The organism is Paracoccus sp. (in: a-proteobacteria) (genome assembly GCF_035556475.1).
GTDB lineage: Bacteria > Pseudomonadota > Alphaproteobacteria > Rhodobacterales > Rhodobacteraceae > Paracoccus.
In genome coordinates, this window is the sequence record NZ_DATMFA010000122.1 from 22,589 (window position 1) to 38,155 (window position 15,567).

The 15,567-nt window shown below is 65.4% G+C and carries 13 protein-coding genes and 1 pseudogene; 3 read left to right on the forward strand and 11 right to left on the reverse strand.

The window, feature by feature from the left end:
* Nucleotides 1-3: 3 nt before the first annotated feature.
* From VNQ78_RS17770 to VNQ78_RS17810, 9 genes are all read right to left on the reverse strand, one after another.
* The gene (locus tag VNQ78_RS17770) at nt 4-861 is read right to left on the reverse strand and encodes an ABC transporter permease (RefSeq protein WP_414694104.1); all 858 of its coding nucleotides are present in this window, start codon (nt 859-861) and stop codon (nt 4-6) included.
* A gap of 38 nt (nt 862-899) precedes the next feature.
* Nucleotides 900-1,922 carry an ABC transporter permease gene (locus VNQ78_RS17775; protein ID WP_325692277.1) on the reverse strand — a complete coding sequence of 341 codons (1,023 nt, stop codon included), beginning with the start codon at nt 1,920-1,922 and terminating at the stop codon, nt 900-902.
* Nucleotides 1,923-2,012: 90 nt separating this feature from the next.
* A complete protein-coding gene (locus tag VNQ78_RS17780) occupies nt 2,013-2,327 on the reverse strand; it encodes a cupin domain-containing protein (protein WP_325692279.1) in 315 nt (104 codons plus the stop codon).
* A 59-nt stretch (nt 2,328-2,386) separates the two neighbouring features.
* Nucleotides 2,387-3,127: a FadR/GntR family transcriptional regulator gene (locus VNQ78_RS17785; protein WP_325692281.1), complete on the reverse strand. Its 741-nt coding sequence runs from the start codon at nt 3,125-3,127 to the stop codon at nt 2,387-2,389.
* A gap of 29 nt (nt 3,128-3,156) precedes the next feature.
* Nucleotides 3,157-4,257: a dienelactone hydrolase family protein gene (locus VNQ78_RS17790; RefSeq protein WP_325692283.1), complete on the reverse strand. Its 1,101-nt coding sequence runs from the start codon at nt 4,255-4,257 to the stop codon at nt 3,157-3,159.
* 8 nt (nt 4,258-4,265) lie between these two features.
* Nucleotides 4,266-5,861 (reverse strand): ABC transporter substrate-binding protein, encoded by a 1,596-nt coding sequence (locus tag VNQ78_RS17795; protein WP_325692284.1) that lies wholly within the window; start codon nt 5,859-5,861, stop codon nt 4,266-4,268.
* 74 nt (nt 5,862-5,935) lie between these two features.
* Nucleotides 5,936-6,562, reverse strand: coding sequence for an SGNH/GDSL hydrolase family protein (locus VNQ78_RS17800; protein WP_325692286.1), 627 nt, complete (start codon nt 6,560-6,562; stop codon nt 5,936-5,938).
* Nucleotides 6,563-6,571: 9 nt separating this feature from the next.
* Nucleotides 6,572-7,720 (reverse strand): mandelate racemase family protein, encoded by a 1,149-nt coding sequence (locus VNQ78_RS17805; protein ID WP_325692288.1) that lies wholly within the window; start codon nt 7,718-7,720, stop codon nt 6,572-6,574.
* Between the two features lie 136 nt (nt 7,721-7,856).
* On the reverse strand, nt 7,857-8,789 hold the full coding sequence (locus VNQ78_RS17810) for a VOC family protein (RefSeq protein ID WP_325692290.1): 933 nt from the start codon (nt 8,787-8,789) through the stop codon (nt 7,857-7,859).
* Nucleotides 8,790-8,903: 114 nt separating this feature from the next.
* On the opposite strand from VNQ78_RS17810, the gene VNQ78_RS17815 reads away from it, so the two are divergent.
* The 3 genes from VNQ78_RS17815 (at nt 8,904) to VNQ78_RS17825 (ending at nt 12,112) form a co-directional block, all read left to right on the forward strand.
* A complete protein-coding gene (locus VNQ78_RS17815) occupies nt 8,904-9,803 on the forward strand; it encodes a LysR family transcriptional regulator (RefSeq protein WP_325692292.1) in 900 nt (299 codons plus the stop codon).
* A 254-nt stretch (nt 9,804-10,057) separates the two neighbouring features.
* A complete protein-coding gene (locus VNQ78_RS17820) occupies nt 10,058-10,807 on the forward strand; it encodes an alpha/beta hydrolase (RefSeq protein ID WP_325692294.1) in 750 nt (249 codons plus the stop codon).
* Nucleotides 10,808-12,112, forward strand: a complete 1,305-nt coding sequence (locus VNQ78_RS17825; protein WP_325692296.1) for a glycoside hydrolase family 15 protein — start codon at nt 10,808-10,810, stop codon at nt 12,110-12,112. It begins immediately after the preceding gene.
* 55 nt (nt 12,113-12,167) lie between these two features.
* Here VNQ78_RS17825 and VNQ78_RS17830 read toward each other — a convergent pair.
* Nucleotides 12,168-13,409, reverse strand: a pseudogene (locus tag VNQ78_RS17830) (glucoamylase family protein); the annotation flags it as partial.
* Nucleotides 13,322-15,562, reverse strand: a complete 2,241-nt coding sequence (locus VNQ78_RS17835; protein WP_325692298.1) for a glycoside hydrolase family 3 N-terminal domain-containing protein — start codon at nt 15,560-15,562, stop codon at nt 13,322-13,324. The gene VNQ78_RS17835 and the pseudogene VNQ78_RS17830, both read right to left, overlap by 88 nt.
* Between the last annotated feature and the right edge of the window lie 5 nt (nt 15,563-15,567).

The following is a 15,567-nucleotide window of genomic DNA, read 5'->3' on the forward strand; positions in this document are numbered from 1 at the left end:
GCGTCACCTCCGGTTCATCTGCTTGGGATCCAGCGCGTCGCGCAGGCCGTCACCCAGAAGGTTGAAGGCAAGGCTGACCGTCAGGATCGCGAGGCCCGGGAACGTCACCAGCCACCAGCTGTCGATCATGTAACGCCGCCCGGTCGCGATCATCGCGCCCCATTCGGGCAGCGGAGGCTGCGCGCCAAGGCCGAGGAAACCCAGGCCGGCGGCGGTCAGGATCACCGTTGCCATGTTCAGCGTCAGGCGGATCAGTACCGAAGGCAGGCACATCGGCGCGATCGACTTCACGATGATGCGCAGGCTGGAGGCGCCCTGAAGCCGGGCCGCCGCGATATAATCGGCCTGGCGAAGCGTCATGGTCTCGGCCCTGGCAAGACGTGCGATCGGTGGCCAGGCGGTCAGGGCAATGGCGATGATCGCGTTATTGAGGCTCGGCCCCAACGCCGCGACGAAGGCCAGCGACAGAATCAGCGACGGGAAGGAGAGGAAAATGTCGGTGACCCGCATCATCACCGTGTCGAGCCGCCCTCCCATATAACCGGCCGTGGTGCCGACGATCATGCCGAGCGGGCCGACGATGATCGAGACGAGGAAGATGATCGTCAGCGAGATCCGCGACCCCCAGACCAGCCGGCTGAAGATGTCGCGCCCCAATTCGTCCGTGCCGAAGAAATGCGCGGCACTGGGCGGCTGCAAGGTGTTCACCAGATCCTGCGCATAGGGGTCATGCGTCGCGATCAGGGGCGCGAAGGCCGCGATCAGGATCAGCAGGCCCAGCGCGATCACCCCGAAGGCCGAGGTGGGCGAGCGCATCAGATAGGCAAGGATATTGCGCATGGCGATCAGCGAGGTCGGCATTCCAGAGGAGACGCGCGGCATGTCTGTATCTTTCACGGTCATTTCGTCCTCGGATCGAAGGTGCGGTAAAGCAGGTCCGAAAGCAGGTTCAACGCGATGAAGATGACGCCGACGATCAGCACGCAGGTCATGACCGCATTCATGTCGCCCGTGATCAGGTTGTTGGTCAGATATTGGCCAAAGCCGGGCCAGGCAAAGACCGTCTCAATCAGCACGGCCCCCTCCAGCAGCGAGCCATAGGCGAGCGCGATAATGGTGACGAGCTGGACACGGATATTGCCAAAGGCATGCAGCCAGATCGTCTGTCCGCGGGACAGGCCCTTCACCCGTGCCGTGGTCATGTATTCCTGGCCAAGCTGGTCCAGCATGAAGCTGCGCGTCATCCGGGTGATATAGGCCGAGGACGAATAGCCGAGCAGCGCGGCTGGCAGGATCAGGTGGTTGATTGCCGACCAGAAGACATCCGGCTCTCCCGCCAGCAGGCTGTCGATCAGCAGGAAGCCCGTCCGCTCGTCAACCATGCCGATATAGAACTGCTCCATCCGGCCCGAGCCGCCGACCCAGCCCAGATGCGCGTAAAAGACGATCAGGGCGATCATGCCGGTCCAGAAGATCGGCATCGAATGGCCGAACAGGCTGAAGACGCGGATGATGTGATCGGGCCAGCGATCCTTGTTGACCGCCGCGGTGACGCCGAGGGGAATGCCAAGCCCGGCGCCGATCAGGATTGCGAAGGTCGCAAGCTCGATCGTGGCGGGCAAAGCGTGCAGGATATCCTGCATCACCGGCTGGCCCGTGCGGATCGAGGTGCCGAAATCTCCGGTCACGACGTCGCCCAGATAGCGCAGGAATTGCTCCCAGATCGGCCGGTCGAGGCCCAGCTGGTGATAGACCATTTCATAGGTCTCGCGCGTCGCGTCCTCGCCGACCATGGCGCGGACCGGATCGGCGGGCATCATGCGTCCGATCACGAAGGTCAGGACGAGCAGCCCAAGCAGGGTAACCAGAATGGTGGTGACCTGCGAGGCAGCGCTTTTCATGCGCAGGTTCGCGTTCTGCATAAATCCTCCCCGGACGGCGCGCCGGTCCCTCCGCGCGACGTCTGATCAAGCCTGTCTGACAAGCGGCGACCGCAGGGTCGCCAGCTCAGGTCACAAGAAGTCTTCACGACGCGGCGTGAAGCAGTCGATCAACTCGCCCGCATCAAGGCATTCGCATCCATGTGTCACGCCCGACGGGATGACTATGCTGTCGCCGACCACCAGATCCAAGGTCTCCTCGCCACGGAAAAAGCGGAAGCGGCCCTTGGAAACATAGGTGGATTGGGTGTGCGGGTGGCTGTGAAGGCTGCCCACACTGCCTTTCTCGAAGCGAAAGGAAACAACCATAAGGTCAGGATTCTCTGCCAGAACCTGGCGCGACACGCCTTCGGACGGATGAACGACGGGATGCTGTGGCGCTGACATTGGAATCTCCCTCTCAAGGATGTCTTATATAATAGGCCAGCCTGTAGGACAACTTGATTCTAGTCCTCTACGTGACCTGCGCGCAAAAGTTCCTGATAGCGGTCGAGGCTACCGTGGAGATGTTCCTTCATCCGCTGCGCCGCCGCCGTGGCATTGCCGTCAAGGATGGCATCGACGATGCGGCTATGCTCTTCCTGCAGATGCTGATTGTAGTCGCGCGGCCGCGCGCCGGGCGGGCCGCCCTGAAGCTCGCTGCGCGGGATGATGCCGGACCGGATCAGCTGCAGGAACTCGGGGAAACGCCGGTTCTGGGTGGCCTGCGCGATGGCGAGGTGAAACTCGAAATCCGGGTCGCGCGTCGGTAGGTTGTCGCGCAGGCAGCGTTCGACCTTGCGATGGGCGTCGAGGATCGTCTCCAGTTGCGAGGGCGAGCGGCGGGCGGCAGCAAGTGCTGCGGATTCGATCTCGCAGGCGGTTCGCAGCTCAAGCAGCTCGATTACCGAGGAGATGCGCGCCGTGGTCAGATCGTCGAAGGGCCGCACCTCGCGCAGGGCAGGGTCGAGGGCAAAGACACCGGCGCCCTTGCGCGCCTCGACCAGTCCATCGGCGCGCAAAGCGGCGATCGCCTCACGCACGACGGCGCGGCTGACCGAATGCAGGCGGGTCAGCTCGTGTTCGCTGGGCAACCGCTGGCCGGGCTGGAACATGCCGGCCTGAAGATCGCGGCGCAGGCTGTCGCTGATGCGGTTCACCAGCGATTCACGCACTGGTGCTGCGGGAACGGTCGCGTCCTGTTTCATGCGGTCTCTCCGGCTGACATTCAACTTGTCTAGCATATTTGCGAGGTTGTTGAAGGGCGATCAGGCAACCCCAACACAGCGCGCAGCCAATCCAGTGCTGGGCCGTGACGCGCCGGGCCGAAAGCATGGCCACCTTCGGGACGTTCCAGCCGGAGGCGGTCATCAGACCCCGCCGCCTGCCAGATCCCGCCAAGCGTCTGGTAGGCGCTGGAAACCGCTGCGTCGGGGAACAGATGATCCTGCCGGCCAACCTCGACATAAAGCGGCTTCGGCGCGGCCAACCCGGCCAGATCCGGCAGGTCGAGGTGACGATGGAGGCCGGGATGCGTCATCCAGAATGCGGATTGCCCGCGAAGATGGTTGTTTCCCGGCTGCGCCAGCCCCTCGAGGCTGGCCATCCAGCCGGCCGAGACGGCGGCCGCGACATGCGGGGACAGCGCGGCGACCTGCCAGGCGCGAAACCCGCCGAGCGAAAAGCCGATCGCGCAAACCCGGCTTGCGTCGACCTCGGGCAGGTGCGCCAGAAACTCCGCCGCGGCCATGTCCTCGGCGGCCATGACGGCGGCGGGGCTGGTCCCGATCTGCATGAGGTTGCAGGCCAGCGCCTGCTGCGCCTCATAGCCATTGCCCTGCCGCTCGCCCCAGCCAAGCGCGTCGACCGAGAGCACTACGAAGCCCAGCTCTGCGAGACGATCGCCCAACCAGATGCCGTCGAAAAACTGGCCGACCCAGCCCTGGGCAATGCCCTCCCCATCCTTGAAGGGGCGGATGCATTTCTCCTTGCCGATGCGGAATTCCGAACCGTGATCGTGCAGCAGCAGGGCGGCGGGGTGCGGCCCCGCGCCCTTCGGTCGTAAAAGCAGCGCGGGCCAATGGCCCCGACCTTTCAGCAGGATGGATCCGCGCGCGGCCATATGGGTGCCGCGATCCTCGACCTCTTCCTCGCGCCACCCGCAGGGGCGCTCGCGCAAAGCGGGGTCGGGCAGGGCCAATGCTTCGGCAATGCCACGTGCGGTGGCCTGCCAATGGGCAAAATCACCCTTCCTTTGCGCCCAGCCCGAGGGAAACCCGCGGGCCAGGGCCAGTTCGCGAAGCCGAGGTACCAGATTGTCAGGCGTGATCCCGGCCATGATCCCGCTCAGCGGCTTTTGGTCACGGTTTCGAAGCGGGTCAGCCAGGGATTGACCGTCAAACCCTGAATGTCCGAACGGAAGGCCGCGCTGTCCACCACTTCCGAGAAGGGGATGATCGAGGTCGGGATCTGATCCATATAGGTCTGGATCTCCTCATAGGCGGCCTTCTGCTTGGCGGCATCGCGCTCAAGTAGCGCGGCTTCGATCATCTGGTTCAGCTTCTCGTCGAAATAGCTTGTCCGCCAGCCCTGATAGTTGGTCAGCTTGGCCTCGTCCGAGTTGTCGGGATTGTAGACCAGAGCGCGCAGGTTGCTGTCCGGGTGGGGCTGCTGCCCGCCACCGCCGCGTCCGACCAGCAGCTCGAACTTGCGCTCGCGCATGGCGCCATAGATCTGGTCGCCCGAACCGGTGATGATCTCGGCCTGAATCCCGGCCTGCGCCAGAGTGTTCTGGATCGCGGTCGCGGCCTTGATGAACGGATCTTCCGACAGGACGCGCAGCGTGGTCTTGAATCCGTCGGGATAGCCCGCCTCGGCCAGCAGGGCCTTGGCCTTTGCGACATCCAGCGTATAGCCCGGATCGGGCAGTTGACCCAGCACGCCCGAGGTCAGCGGGCGCTGATGCAGCTTGCCGTAATAGGGCATCACCGCCTTGTCGAGGCCCTGATAGTCGATCAGATAGCGCAGCGCCTCGCGGACTTTCGGGTTTGCGAAACGCTCGTCCTTCATCGACACGGCGAGGTAGTAGAAGCCCGCGCCGGGGGTCGAGGCGATCTTGATCTGCTCGTCCTTCTCAAGCGCGGTCAGGTCAGGCGCTTGCAGCGAATAGCCGACGTCGATGTCGCCCTGTTCCAGCATCAGGCGTTGGGATTGGGATTCCGGCAGGTGGCGGATCAGCACGCGGTCCATTGCCGAGGCCGGGCCCCAGTAATCCTTGGTCTTGGTCAGGATGATATATTCGTTCGACGCCCATTTGGTCAGCGTGTAGGGCCCGGAACCGGCCGAGTTCAGCGTAAGCCAGCCCTGCCCGAGATCGCCGTCCTTCTCGTTTTCGAGGACCGTCTTGCTGTCGAGGATCGAGCCCGGCCCGTTCTGCGCAAGGATCATCAGGATCATCGCGGGGTCATCCGGCTCGGCGAGCTTGAAGGTGAAGGTGTGGGGATCCTCGACGACGAAATGCGCGGCCGCGTTCTCGGCGGTGAAGCCGCGCGACTTCATGAAGCTGGCCTGCGCGAGGTTCAGCGTCATCAGGCGCTTCAGGCTCCACGCCACGTCGTCTGCCGTGACCGGATTGCCCGAGGCGAATTTCGCGTCCTTGTTCAGATGGAAGCGGATCGACATGCGGTCCTCGGCCACCTCCCAGCTCTCGGCCAGACGCGGCTGGATCGAGCGGTCCTCGGGCGAGAGCGTGACCAGCGTGTCATAGATATTGTTCAGCACCTGAACCGTCTCGCGGCCGGTGATCGCGGCCGGATCAAGGGTCAGGATATTGCTCATCGTCGTGGCGACGATAAGCTGGTTGTCGGGCGTTTCCGCCCAGGCCTGCGGCGCCGCGCCAAGCATGAGCGCGCCAAGCGCCACGGATGCCAGAAATTTCCTCATCATTTCCTCCCGTAGATGCCGCGTCGGTGGCGTGCGGCTCGCCATTGGGTCGCCCTCGCGGGCGACCGAAGCTGTCAGGTCAGAAGTCGCGCGACCGGCTGGACCAGAGCCTTGCCGATCGCAATGGTATTCTCGGCGTCAAGATGGACCCCGTCCGCCGTCGAGGCGCGCGCCACCGTTCCGGCGTCGAAGAAGGCGCAGCCCAGCTCCCGCGCGAGGCTTGCGTAGAGCGGCGCAAAAAGTTCGGATTCCTCGATCAGCCTGCCGCCGGCTGGACCGCCCGTTTCCGATGGTCCGCAGGGCGGCGGCGCGACGATCAGCAGCGAAGGCACCGCCGAACGGGGTTTATAGGGAAAGGTCGCCACGATCTCGGCCAACCGACGCATCCCGGCCTGAGCCGAGATCGCCTGACTGCCATGCACGGGCTTGATGTCATTCGTGCCCAGCATGATGATGACCAGATCCAGCGGCATATGCACGGCCAGCGCAAGCTGCAGAGCGAAAGCGCCATTGCGGCTGCCGGGGCCTGCGTGGTCGTCGCGGCAGGTCGTGCGCCCGCCAAGGCCGTCGCCGATCACGCGCGCGCCGCTCAGCCCGGATTCCAGCACAACCGGCCATTGCGCGCGATGAGGGTGACGCAACCCGGTGACGGGATCGGCGCCCCAGGTCAGGCTGTCTCCGAAAGCCAGGATCTGCTTCATCGGCAACCCCTACCTGACCCGGTTGTTTTCGATGAAGTCGAAATTGATGTCCTCGCCCAGACCGGGACGGTCCGGCACATGGACATAGCCATCCGCGTCCATCGGATCGGAGAGCGCGTTCAGGTAGTCGTGCCCGTCGTCATATTCGAGGAAGGGATGCAGCAACCCGCGCTCATACCAGCGGCAGTTCTTCGCGGCGGCGACGACATGCAGGTTCATCGCGGTATTGCCATGGACCTCGCATTCCATGCCGAAAGCCTCGGCCATGTGCATGGTCTTCAGGGCAGGGGTGATGCCGCCCACGTCGTTCACACCGGTGCGCAGGATGTCGCAGGCCCCGGATTTGACCCATTCCGCCCGGTGCCAATGCTTGCCGGCGGCGCTTTCGGGGCCGATGACGGGGATGTCGAGGTTCTCGGCCAGCCATTTGTAGGAGGACATGGATTGCTCATCCATCGGCTCCTCGATCCAGTCGAAGCCGAGCTTCTCCAGCCCCTTGCCAAGCGCCAGCGCGTCCGAGCGCGAATACCAGTGGAAGGCGTCGATCATCAGGCTGATATCCGGGCCAACCGCCTCGCGCACGGCGGCGCAGGCTTTCAGGTCCATGCGGACATCGGGTGCCCAGCTGACCGGAGGCATCCAGGTATGCAGCTTGATGCCCTTGTAGCCGCGCGCGACCAGCTTCTCGGCAAAGCGGCCGTAATCCTGGGGCGTGGCGAGGCCACCCTCCAGCTCGTCGCCGCACATGATCGAGCCATAGGCCGGCACCTTGTCGCGATAGCTGCCGATCAGTTTGTGGACCGGTTGGTTCAGCGCGCGACCGGCCAGATCCCACAAAGCGCAATCGACCACGGCGAGGGTCCGGTCGGTCAATTGCGCCGCCGAACCGCGCTGCCAATGCGCCAGATCTTGCCACAGCCGTTCGCGGTCGCGGGCATCCTGTCCGACAAGCACCTTGCGCACGAATTTCTCGAGGACATGCTCGCGCACGATTTCGGGCGCGGTGAAGGAATGGCCTTCATGCCCGTCTTCGGTGCGGATGGTCAGTATCGCCTGTGGAACCTGATGTGCGGGGCCGGGATGAGCGTGGCCCGCGCTATCCGAATGACGGCGCGTGGTGGTCAGAAAGACGCGCGCCTCCACATGCGTAATGATCATGTCTGTTCCTCGCAGGACTCGATTTCCTGCGCAGGATTAACAAATCTGCCAGCTATGCGTCAATACATGTCCGACAAGTATTAAAATATGTCAGGGAAGGTGGCGCCGCCGATCAGGTGGCGCCGTCGATTGATGTTCAGTCGACGATCTCGGGCAGCGTGCGCTCGATCTGGCTGCGCAGATGCTCGTGCTGATGCGGAATGCGCAGGGCCTCTCCCAGATGGGCGGTATCCTCGTCCCGGTCGAAGCCGGGTTCGTTGGTCGCGACCTCGAACAGGACGCCGCCGGGCGTACGGAAATAGATCGCCCAGAAATAGTCGCGGTCGATCACCGGCGTGACGTGATAGCCCGTGTCCATCAGCGCCTTGCGCACCTCAAGCTGGGCCGCGCGATTTTCGACCGCGAAGGCGACGTGATGGACCGATCCCGCCCCCTGCCTTGCGCGGTCGGCGTCGGGCAATGTCTCGATATCGACGAAATCGGCGCCATTGCCGTTCCGAACCGCGAAGCGGGTGACGTTGCCCTGCTGGTCGATGGGTTCGTAGTTCATGAACTTCAGCAATTCGGCCGTGGCACCCTTGTCGCGCAGGCGCATGCTGACGCCGTGAAAGCCCTGGATGCCCTCATCCCTGGGAACGGGACCGCCGCCATAGGCTGCCCGGCTGTCGCCATCCTTCTCGACCAGCGCAAAGCCATCGCCATCCGGCCCGGCAAAACGCAGGCGCTTTTCGCCAAACTGCTCTTCCTTCCGAAGGCCCTGGACGCCCTGTTCCGCCAGATGCGCCTTCCAATAGCCCAGCGTGTCCTTTGGCACGGTGAAAAGCGTATCGCCGACCTCGCCCGCGCCGGGGCGGCCACGAACGATATGCGGGAAGGGGAAATAGGTCATGACCGATCCCGGCGTTCCCACCTCATCCCCGTAATAGAGGTGATAGACGTCCGGCGCGTCGAAATTGACCGTTTTCTTGACCCGGCGCAGCCCCAGCTTGTGGGTGAAGAAGTCGTTGTTTTCCTGGGCATTTGCCGCCATCGAGGTGACGTGGTGAAGGCCCTTGATCTGATGCAGCATGGCTCGCTTCTCCTTGGGCCGGCTCGTCCGTGCCCTTCGACAAGCAAGATGGCAGTGTTTGCAATTGCCGAGAATGGGTTCAATATCGCATTATTTATTTCAGTTCTGGCAATAATGGGCGAACTCGAATCCATCCGCATCTTTCTGGCCGTGGCGCGTCAGCGCAGCTTTTCGGGGGCAGCGCGAGCGCTGGGGCTGACCCCTGCCGCCGTCACCCGCGCTGTCGCCGCGCTGGAGGAGGGGCTTGGCGCGCAACTGCTGCTACGCACGACCCGCGCCGTCTCGCTGACCGCGGCAGGCGCGCTTTACGCTGCCCGCGTCGCGCCGCTGGTCGAGGGGCTGGGAGTCGCCGCCGAAGAAATGCGCGAGCGTCAGGGCGAGTTGAGCGGGCTTTTACGGATCAGCGCCCCTCTCTCGCTGGGCACGCAGGCCTTGCCGACGGTTCTTTCGCAATTCGCCGCGATCCATCCGCGCACCAGCGTCGTGGTCAGCCTGACGGACCGGCTGATCGACATTGTCGGCGAAGGCTACGACCTCGCGATCCGCATCTCGGGATCGCCCTCGGACAAGTCGACGATCTGGCGCAAAATCTGTCCTGTTCCGCGGCTGCTGGCCGCCGCGCCGTCCTATCTTGCCCGGCAGGGCGTTCCCCGGGTGCCAGAGGATCTGGCCGGGCATGATTGCCTCGGTCATGCCTCCGACGCTTTGGGCGAGACCTGGCTCCTCGGCAAGGGCGACCGGCACGAAAGCATCCGCGCCGAGGGGCGCTTCCAGTCGAACAATGGCGAGTTTCTGACCCAGCTTGCGATCAATGGTGAAGGCATCGTGATGCTGCCCCGCTTCATGCTGCGCGAGGCTTTGGCGCGGGGCGAACTGGTCCCCGTGCTGCCCGATTGGCCGCCTTCCGAGATCTGGCTGACGCTCTATTTCCCGCCCTATGAACGCCTGCCCCTGCGGGTCGCGACCTTCTCGGATTTCTTCGAGGCGCATGTGCGGGAGAGTTGGGCCAACTGACACGCCCGGATCACGACGAAGCGCTTGCAAGAGGTGGAGGCCGCCGTCGGGAAAGACTGCCCAATCTGGCGAGTATGTATTTCCTCCCGAAGCGATGTCGGCTCTGGACGAGGTCGGGAAATTCCGGGATTTCGGAGAGCTTGCACAGGGTATTCGGAGTTTTCGCGCGCCCTGAAATCGGGGACGGGCCGGGAACGATCGCGCGGGCGTAAACGGCTATTGGAGCGGCGCACGGCGCGCGCTAGGATCCCCTTATGACAGACCCGCAAGACATCTGGACCTCCCGCGCAAACCGCATCGACCTGCCGACGGCCCTCGGCATCGTCCCGCTGGTCGTGGCCCTGCCTTCAGAAACCCCGCAGGGGACAGTGCTGCTGGTCCACGGCAGGAACGGCGCCCCCGGGCAGGCGCAGATCGCCGAGATCGCCGAGGCCTATCTGGCGCGCGGATGGCGGGTCGTCGCGCCGGAATTGCCCCATTCGGCGGCCTCACCCGGTTCCGGGCCGCCCGACGGCGTGACCTTTTCCGGCCATACCGCGGCGGCGGCGGCTGTATGGGACCGGGTCGCGCAGGAATGGCCGGAGGGGCCGAGGGCATTGGCGGGCCACAGCCTTGGCGGCTATGCCGTGGCGCATCTGGCGGCGGGATCGCCCGACACGCATCACGTCCTTGCCGTTTCCCCGGTCCTGTCCGGCCCGGCGCTCATCTCCGCGCGCGAGGCGATGGGGCCTGCCGCAATTGACGAGGTCCGGCGCGAGGCGCCCGCCTATTTCACCGAAATGCAGAGGGCCGATGCCGGGCCCGAGCTGAACCGGATGACGGCGCCTCTGGCTGTCGTGACCGGCGCGTCGGACGGGTTGATCCCGGTGAAGGTTGCCCGCGCCTATTTCGCGGCGGCGCAGGACGGGCGTTTCTTCGCTGCCCTGCCGGACGAGCATCATTGCCCGGCCGGTCCTGCTTGCGGTCGGATGCTGGCCACCGCGCTTTCGACGCTAGGGGCTTAGGTGGCGGGCCCCGATCCCGACTGGATCGCGGCGCAGCGGCTTGCCTCGGCCCAAGCGATGCGCAATGCCTGCTCGGCCACCCATCTGAGCCGCCCTCGGCAGGGGTTCGGCTGGACGGTACGGCCTGCCGCGGGCTCGGTCCTTGCCTCACCGCGTATCGCGAGCTGGGATCCGGAGCCGGACTATTTCCATCACTGGATCCGCGATTCAGCCATCGTCCTGCGTGCGGTGCCGCTTGCCATCGCCGCGGATCCCGCCTCGCGGCTGTTCTGGCTGCGTTTTGTTGCCGATTTCATCCAGTTCTCGCTGACGATCTCGGACCCGGATCGCATAGGCCCCCGGACTAACCCGCTTCGCGCCACGACGCTGCCCAGCCATAAAAAATTCCTGCGCCCGGATGCGGAACTGGCCGCTCTGAAAGGGGATGGCTGGCTGGAGGAGCCGCGTTTTGCCGCGGATGGCGGTCCCGACCTTGAAGAATGGGGCAGGCCGCAGGATGACGGTCCCGCCTTGCGGGCCTCGGCGATGATGGGCGTCCTCGACGCCTTGCCCGAGCTGGCCAGCCCGAAGGCCGAGGAGCTGATCGCCCGCGACCTGGCCCATGTCCTGCAGACCGCCGCGCGGCCCAGCATCGGTCCTTGGGAGGAAGCGCCGCTGCGCCGCACGACCTTCACGCTGATCGTGCAATGGGACGCGCTCGATCGTGGCCGGCGGCGGTATTCCGACGATGCCATGCAGCGGGCGGCGGACCGGGTTCAAAGCGTCATGGATCAGGCAAAGGACGGGCCAAGCGGCGGCTGGCGGGAAAGCGTCGAGGCCTCTGAAGGCCGGCTGGACAGCGCCACCTGCCTTGCGTTCCTGCATGCCGGCCGTCTGGAGGGGCCGTTTGCGATTACTGCTGCGCGGACCCGCGCGACCGCCGCGGCTCTGGAGCAGGAATTTGCCCGCGTCTATCCGATGAACCGGGATCGCGACGTGCCCGCCATTGGCCGCTGGGTCGGCGACAACTATTTCGACGGGAACCCGTGGTATCCGACGACGCTGGGCTTTGCCGAATTGCATTATCGGATCGCCGCCGAATCGCTGGATCGGCTGGCCTTCGCCAAGGCCGAAGGCTGGATGCGCCTGATCCAGCAGGTCGCGCCACAGCCGGCGGGGCCGCTGCCCGAACAGTTCGACCGCGTCACGGGTGCTCCGCGATCATCCCTGAATCTGACATGGTCGGCGGCGGCATTTCTGGAGGCAGCGGCTGCGCGGCAGACGGCCATTCAGGCGATGGCAGGCGCGGCAGATAGGGGGCGCTGAAGCCAAGGGCGCCAAGCCCCCGCCGGACCTCGCCCCGGCCCGAGACCAGCCGCCACAAAAGGCCCGAGCGGTGGTTTTCAAGGGCAATGACAATCGGCGCCTGATCGACAGCGAGATGGCTTTTCGCCGCCCAGTCATGGGCCGGGCTGAAGGCGTCGATGAACCCGGCCTCGCCCCAGATCCAGTCGCCAAGCTCGTCATGCATATGGCGCAGCACGGGCATCGCCTCGTCCGGGGCGAAGGGAAATGATCCGATGGCCGCGGTCGGGGTGATGACGCCGGTATCCTCGGTCGGGGAATGCGCGACATAGGCGGCGGGGTCGTCGCTTGCGGTCAGGCCCCAGAGGTTTGCGCCATAGCCTTTCCAGCCATGCGGGTTTTTCAGGCAGTGATAGCGGTTGACCAGCGCATGGGCGCGGGCCTGCACGCCGTAATCGGCATAGGCATCGCGCAGCCCGCGCGGGTCGATGCCGAGGAACGGATATTGCGACAGAAACAGCGGTCCTCCCCAATCCAGCCCCAGCGGCAGGACCGTATCGCCATAGGTTCGCCCGTTCAGGAAAGCGGGGGCCTTCGCCCAGCTTTGGTGATAGGACGTTGCCGGCAGCGGGTGGGTGCGCGATCCCGTGCCAAGGACAAAGACCGGAAAGGCCTCGTTCCAGCCGCGGATCGGCAGGGCGTTGTCGGGCCACGGTCGGTCGGGATGGCGATGCCACATCACGGCCCCATCCTCGCGCAGATGCGCGGCCCAGTTCACCGCGTCGAACAGCGCCTGAATGCGCGCGACCAGCGAGGGTTCGCGGTGGAAATAGCTGGCAGCCCCCAGAAGGCCAGTCATCAGGAAGGCGGTCTCGACCAGATCGCCGCCATCGTCCCCCAGCATGAAGGACAGCACCCTGCCGGTCGAGCCGTCCAGAAAATGCGGATAGACCCCGTCGAAGCGATCGGCGGTTTCCAGAAAGCTCACGATGCGCTCCAGCCGGTCCAGAACTTCGCGCCGGGGCCGCCAGCCGCGCTCGAGGGCAACGATCTGGGCCAAGAGGCCAAAGCCCGTGCCGCCGGTGCAGACGGTTTCCGCGACATCATAGCCAAAATTGCCCGCGCTGCGCTCACGGGCCATGCCGCTGACCGGATGGCTCCAGTCGAGGAAATAGGAGGCGCTGGCCTGCGCGATCCGGTCGCGCAGGGCGGCATCGTCAAGTCCGCGTGTCACGTGAGCCATGTCAGTTCCACCATCTGAGTGTCGCGGCTGTTCGGGCCGACATGCAACCGGATCACCCCCGGCTCGCGAACCCATTCGGCGCTTTCGAGAGATGGGGCTATCGGATAGCTGAACTGATCCGCGTCGATGCGAAAGGAAACCGTGCGGCGCTGGCCGGGGTCAAGGGCGACCTGCCTGAAATCGACCAGCTTGCGACCGGGTCGCGTCACGCGGGCGACCGGATCGCTGGCGTAAAGCTGGACGGTCTCGACGGTGGGGCGGCTTCCGGTATTTTCAAGCCTCACTCGCAACTCGACGGTCTGGCCCGCCTCTGCCACGCTGCGCGAGAGGCGGGGCGCGGCATAGCGGATCTCGGTATAGCCAAGGCCGAAGCCGAACGGGAATGTTGGCGCGTCGTCGGGCTGATCCAGCCAACCGGTCAGGAACTTGGTGAAGCCCGTATTCCCCGGCCGCCCGGTCGTGTCGCAGGCATAGGTCAGCGGCACCTCGCCCGGATGCCGCGGCAATGAGACTGCGAGCCGCCCCATTGGTTCGGCCGCGCCGAAGATCAGGTCCCCCACGCCTTCCGGTCCAGCCACGCCGCCATGCCAAGCATAGAGCAGGGCATCGGCCTCGGCCGCAATCTCTCCGATGGCCAAGGGCCTCCCGGCGAAGACCACCACCAGCAGCGGCTTTCCCGTCCGTGCCAGTGCCGAAATCAGGCGACGCTGTGACAGCGGCAGCGCGGGCGAGAGCCGCGACGAGGATTCGCCGGCATGTTCCTTGGCCTCGCCCACGGCGGCGATGATCACATCCGAGGCGCGGGCCAGCGCCACCGCTTCGGCCAGTTGTTTTGCCGTGCTGCGGCGGTCACGGGTCACGGTGGTCCCATGGACGTTCAGGCGCTGTTCAAGCCATGGTTCGTCCACGACATTCGCCCCCCATGCGACGGCAGGCGCCCGACCTGTCAACGCGGCGATGGCCTCGTTCAGCGGCACGACATCCTCGGCCCGGCCAGAGACGGCCCAGGTGCCCAGCATGTTTGCGCGGTCGTTTGCGAAGGGGCCGATCAGGGCGATCCTGGTATCCGTCGCAAGGGGCAGCACCCCCTCATTCTTCAGCAGCACCGCCGAGCGCGAGGCGGCCTGCCGCGCCAGCCTGCGTCCCTTGGCGCGGGAGGGCCTGCGCCCGCCCTTCAGCCCCCGGAAGGGATCGTCGAGCAGCCCGAGCCGGGCCTTGAAGGTCAGAACCCGCCGACAGGCACGATCGACCAGCCCCGCAAGGCAATCGGCAGAGAGGGACAGCCCGGCCTCGGGCGCGTTTATCCCGCCCGCGACCAGCGCCGGCAATTCGCGCAGGTAATCCTCGCCCACCATGTCCATGTCGACGCCGGCATGAAGCGCGCGCGCCACCGAGACGGCGGCCCCGCCCATGCCATGCGCCACCAGTTCCTTGACGCCGGTATAATCGGAGACGACCAGACCGTCGAAGCCGCGCCCGCCCCGCAGCCAGCCCTCGATCAGCGGGCCATTCGCGTGCATCGGCAGCTTGTTCACCGCGTTGAAGGCCACCATGACGCTTGCTGCCCCGGCGTCCACCCCGGCGGCAAAGGGCGGCAGATAGGTCTCGAGCAGATCCTCCCACGAAAGGCTGGCATTGTCATAGTCCCGGCCGCTCTGGGGCAGGCCGTAGGCCACAAAATGCTTGAGGCAGGCCGCGACCGAGCCGGGCGTGCCGAGTCCGCGGCCCTGAAACCCGCGGGTCGCCGCGGCTGCGATGCGCGAGGCAAGCAGCGCATCCTCTCCCGGTCCTTCGGCGACGCGGCCCCAACGGGGATCGCGGCTGATGTCGATCATCGGGCCATAGACCTGATGCAGCCCCTCGGCCGCGGCCTCGGATGCGGCAAAGGCGGCAGTCCGCTCGATCAGGCGCATGTCCCAGCTGCAGGCCATGGCGATGTTCAGCGGAAAGACGGTGCGGTGACCGTGGATCACATCCTCGGCAAAGAACAGCGGAATGCCCAGTCGCGAACCGGCCAATGCGCGTTCCTGCATGGCGCGGGCCGAGGCAAGGGATTTGGTGCCGAAGACCGCGCCAACCTCGCCCGCGTCGAGACGCCTTGCCAGAGAGCTTGGCTGCTCTGCGCCGGTCATCAACCCTTCGCCCGCAGGCAGCAGGTTCAATTGTGCGATCCTTTCCCCGACCGACATCTCCGAGAGCAGATGCTCGACGGCGGGATGGATCTCCATGTCGC

Coding starts and splice junctions, on each gene's coding strand:
- VNQ78_RS17770 (WP_414694104.1), bottom strand. CDS start 861: ATGCCGACCTCGCTGATCGCCATGCGCAATATCCTTGCCTATCTGATG.
- VNQ78_RS17775 (WP_325692277.1), bottom strand. CDS start 1,922: ATGCAGAACGCGAACCTGCGCATGAAAAGCGCTGCCTCGCAGGTCACC.
- VNQ78_RS17780 (WP_325692279.1), bottom strand. CDS start 2,327: ATGTCAGCGCCACAGCATCCCGTCGTTCATCCGTCCGAAGGCGTGTCG.
- VNQ78_RS17785 (WP_325692281.1), bottom strand. CDS start 3,127: ATGAAACAGGACGCGACCGTTCCCGCAGCACCAGTGCGTGAATCGCTG.
- VNQ78_RS17790 (WP_325692283.1), bottom strand. CDS start 4,257: ATGGCCGGGATCACGCCTGACAATCTGGTACCTCGGCTTCGCGAACTG.
- VNQ78_RS17795 (WP_325692284.1), bottom strand. CDS start 5,861: ATGAGGAAATTTCTGGCATCCGTGGCGCTTGGCGCGCTCATGCTTGGC.
- VNQ78_RS17800 (WP_325692286.1), bottom strand. CDS start 6,562: ATGAAGCAGATCCTGGCTTTCGGAGACAGCCTGACCTGGGGCGCCGAT.
- VNQ78_RS17805 (WP_325692288.1), bottom strand. CDS start 7,720: ATGATCATTACGCATGTGGAGGCGCGCGTCTTTCTGACCACCACGCGC.
- VNQ78_RS17810 (WP_325692290.1), bottom strand. CDS start 8,789: ATGCTGCATCAGATCAAGGGCCTTCACCACGTCACCTCGATGGCGGCA.
- VNQ78_RS17815 (WP_325692292.1), top strand. CDS start 8,904: ATGGGCGAACTCGAATCCATCCGCATCTTTCTGGCCGTGGCGCGTCAG.
- VNQ78_RS17820 (WP_325692294.1), top strand. CDS start 10,058: ATGACAGACCCGCAAGACATCTGGACCTCCCGCGCAAACCGCATCGAC.
- VNQ78_RS17835 (WP_325692298.1), bottom strand. CDS start 15,562: ATGGAGATCCATCCCGCCGTCGAGCATCTGCTCTCGGAGATGTCGGTC.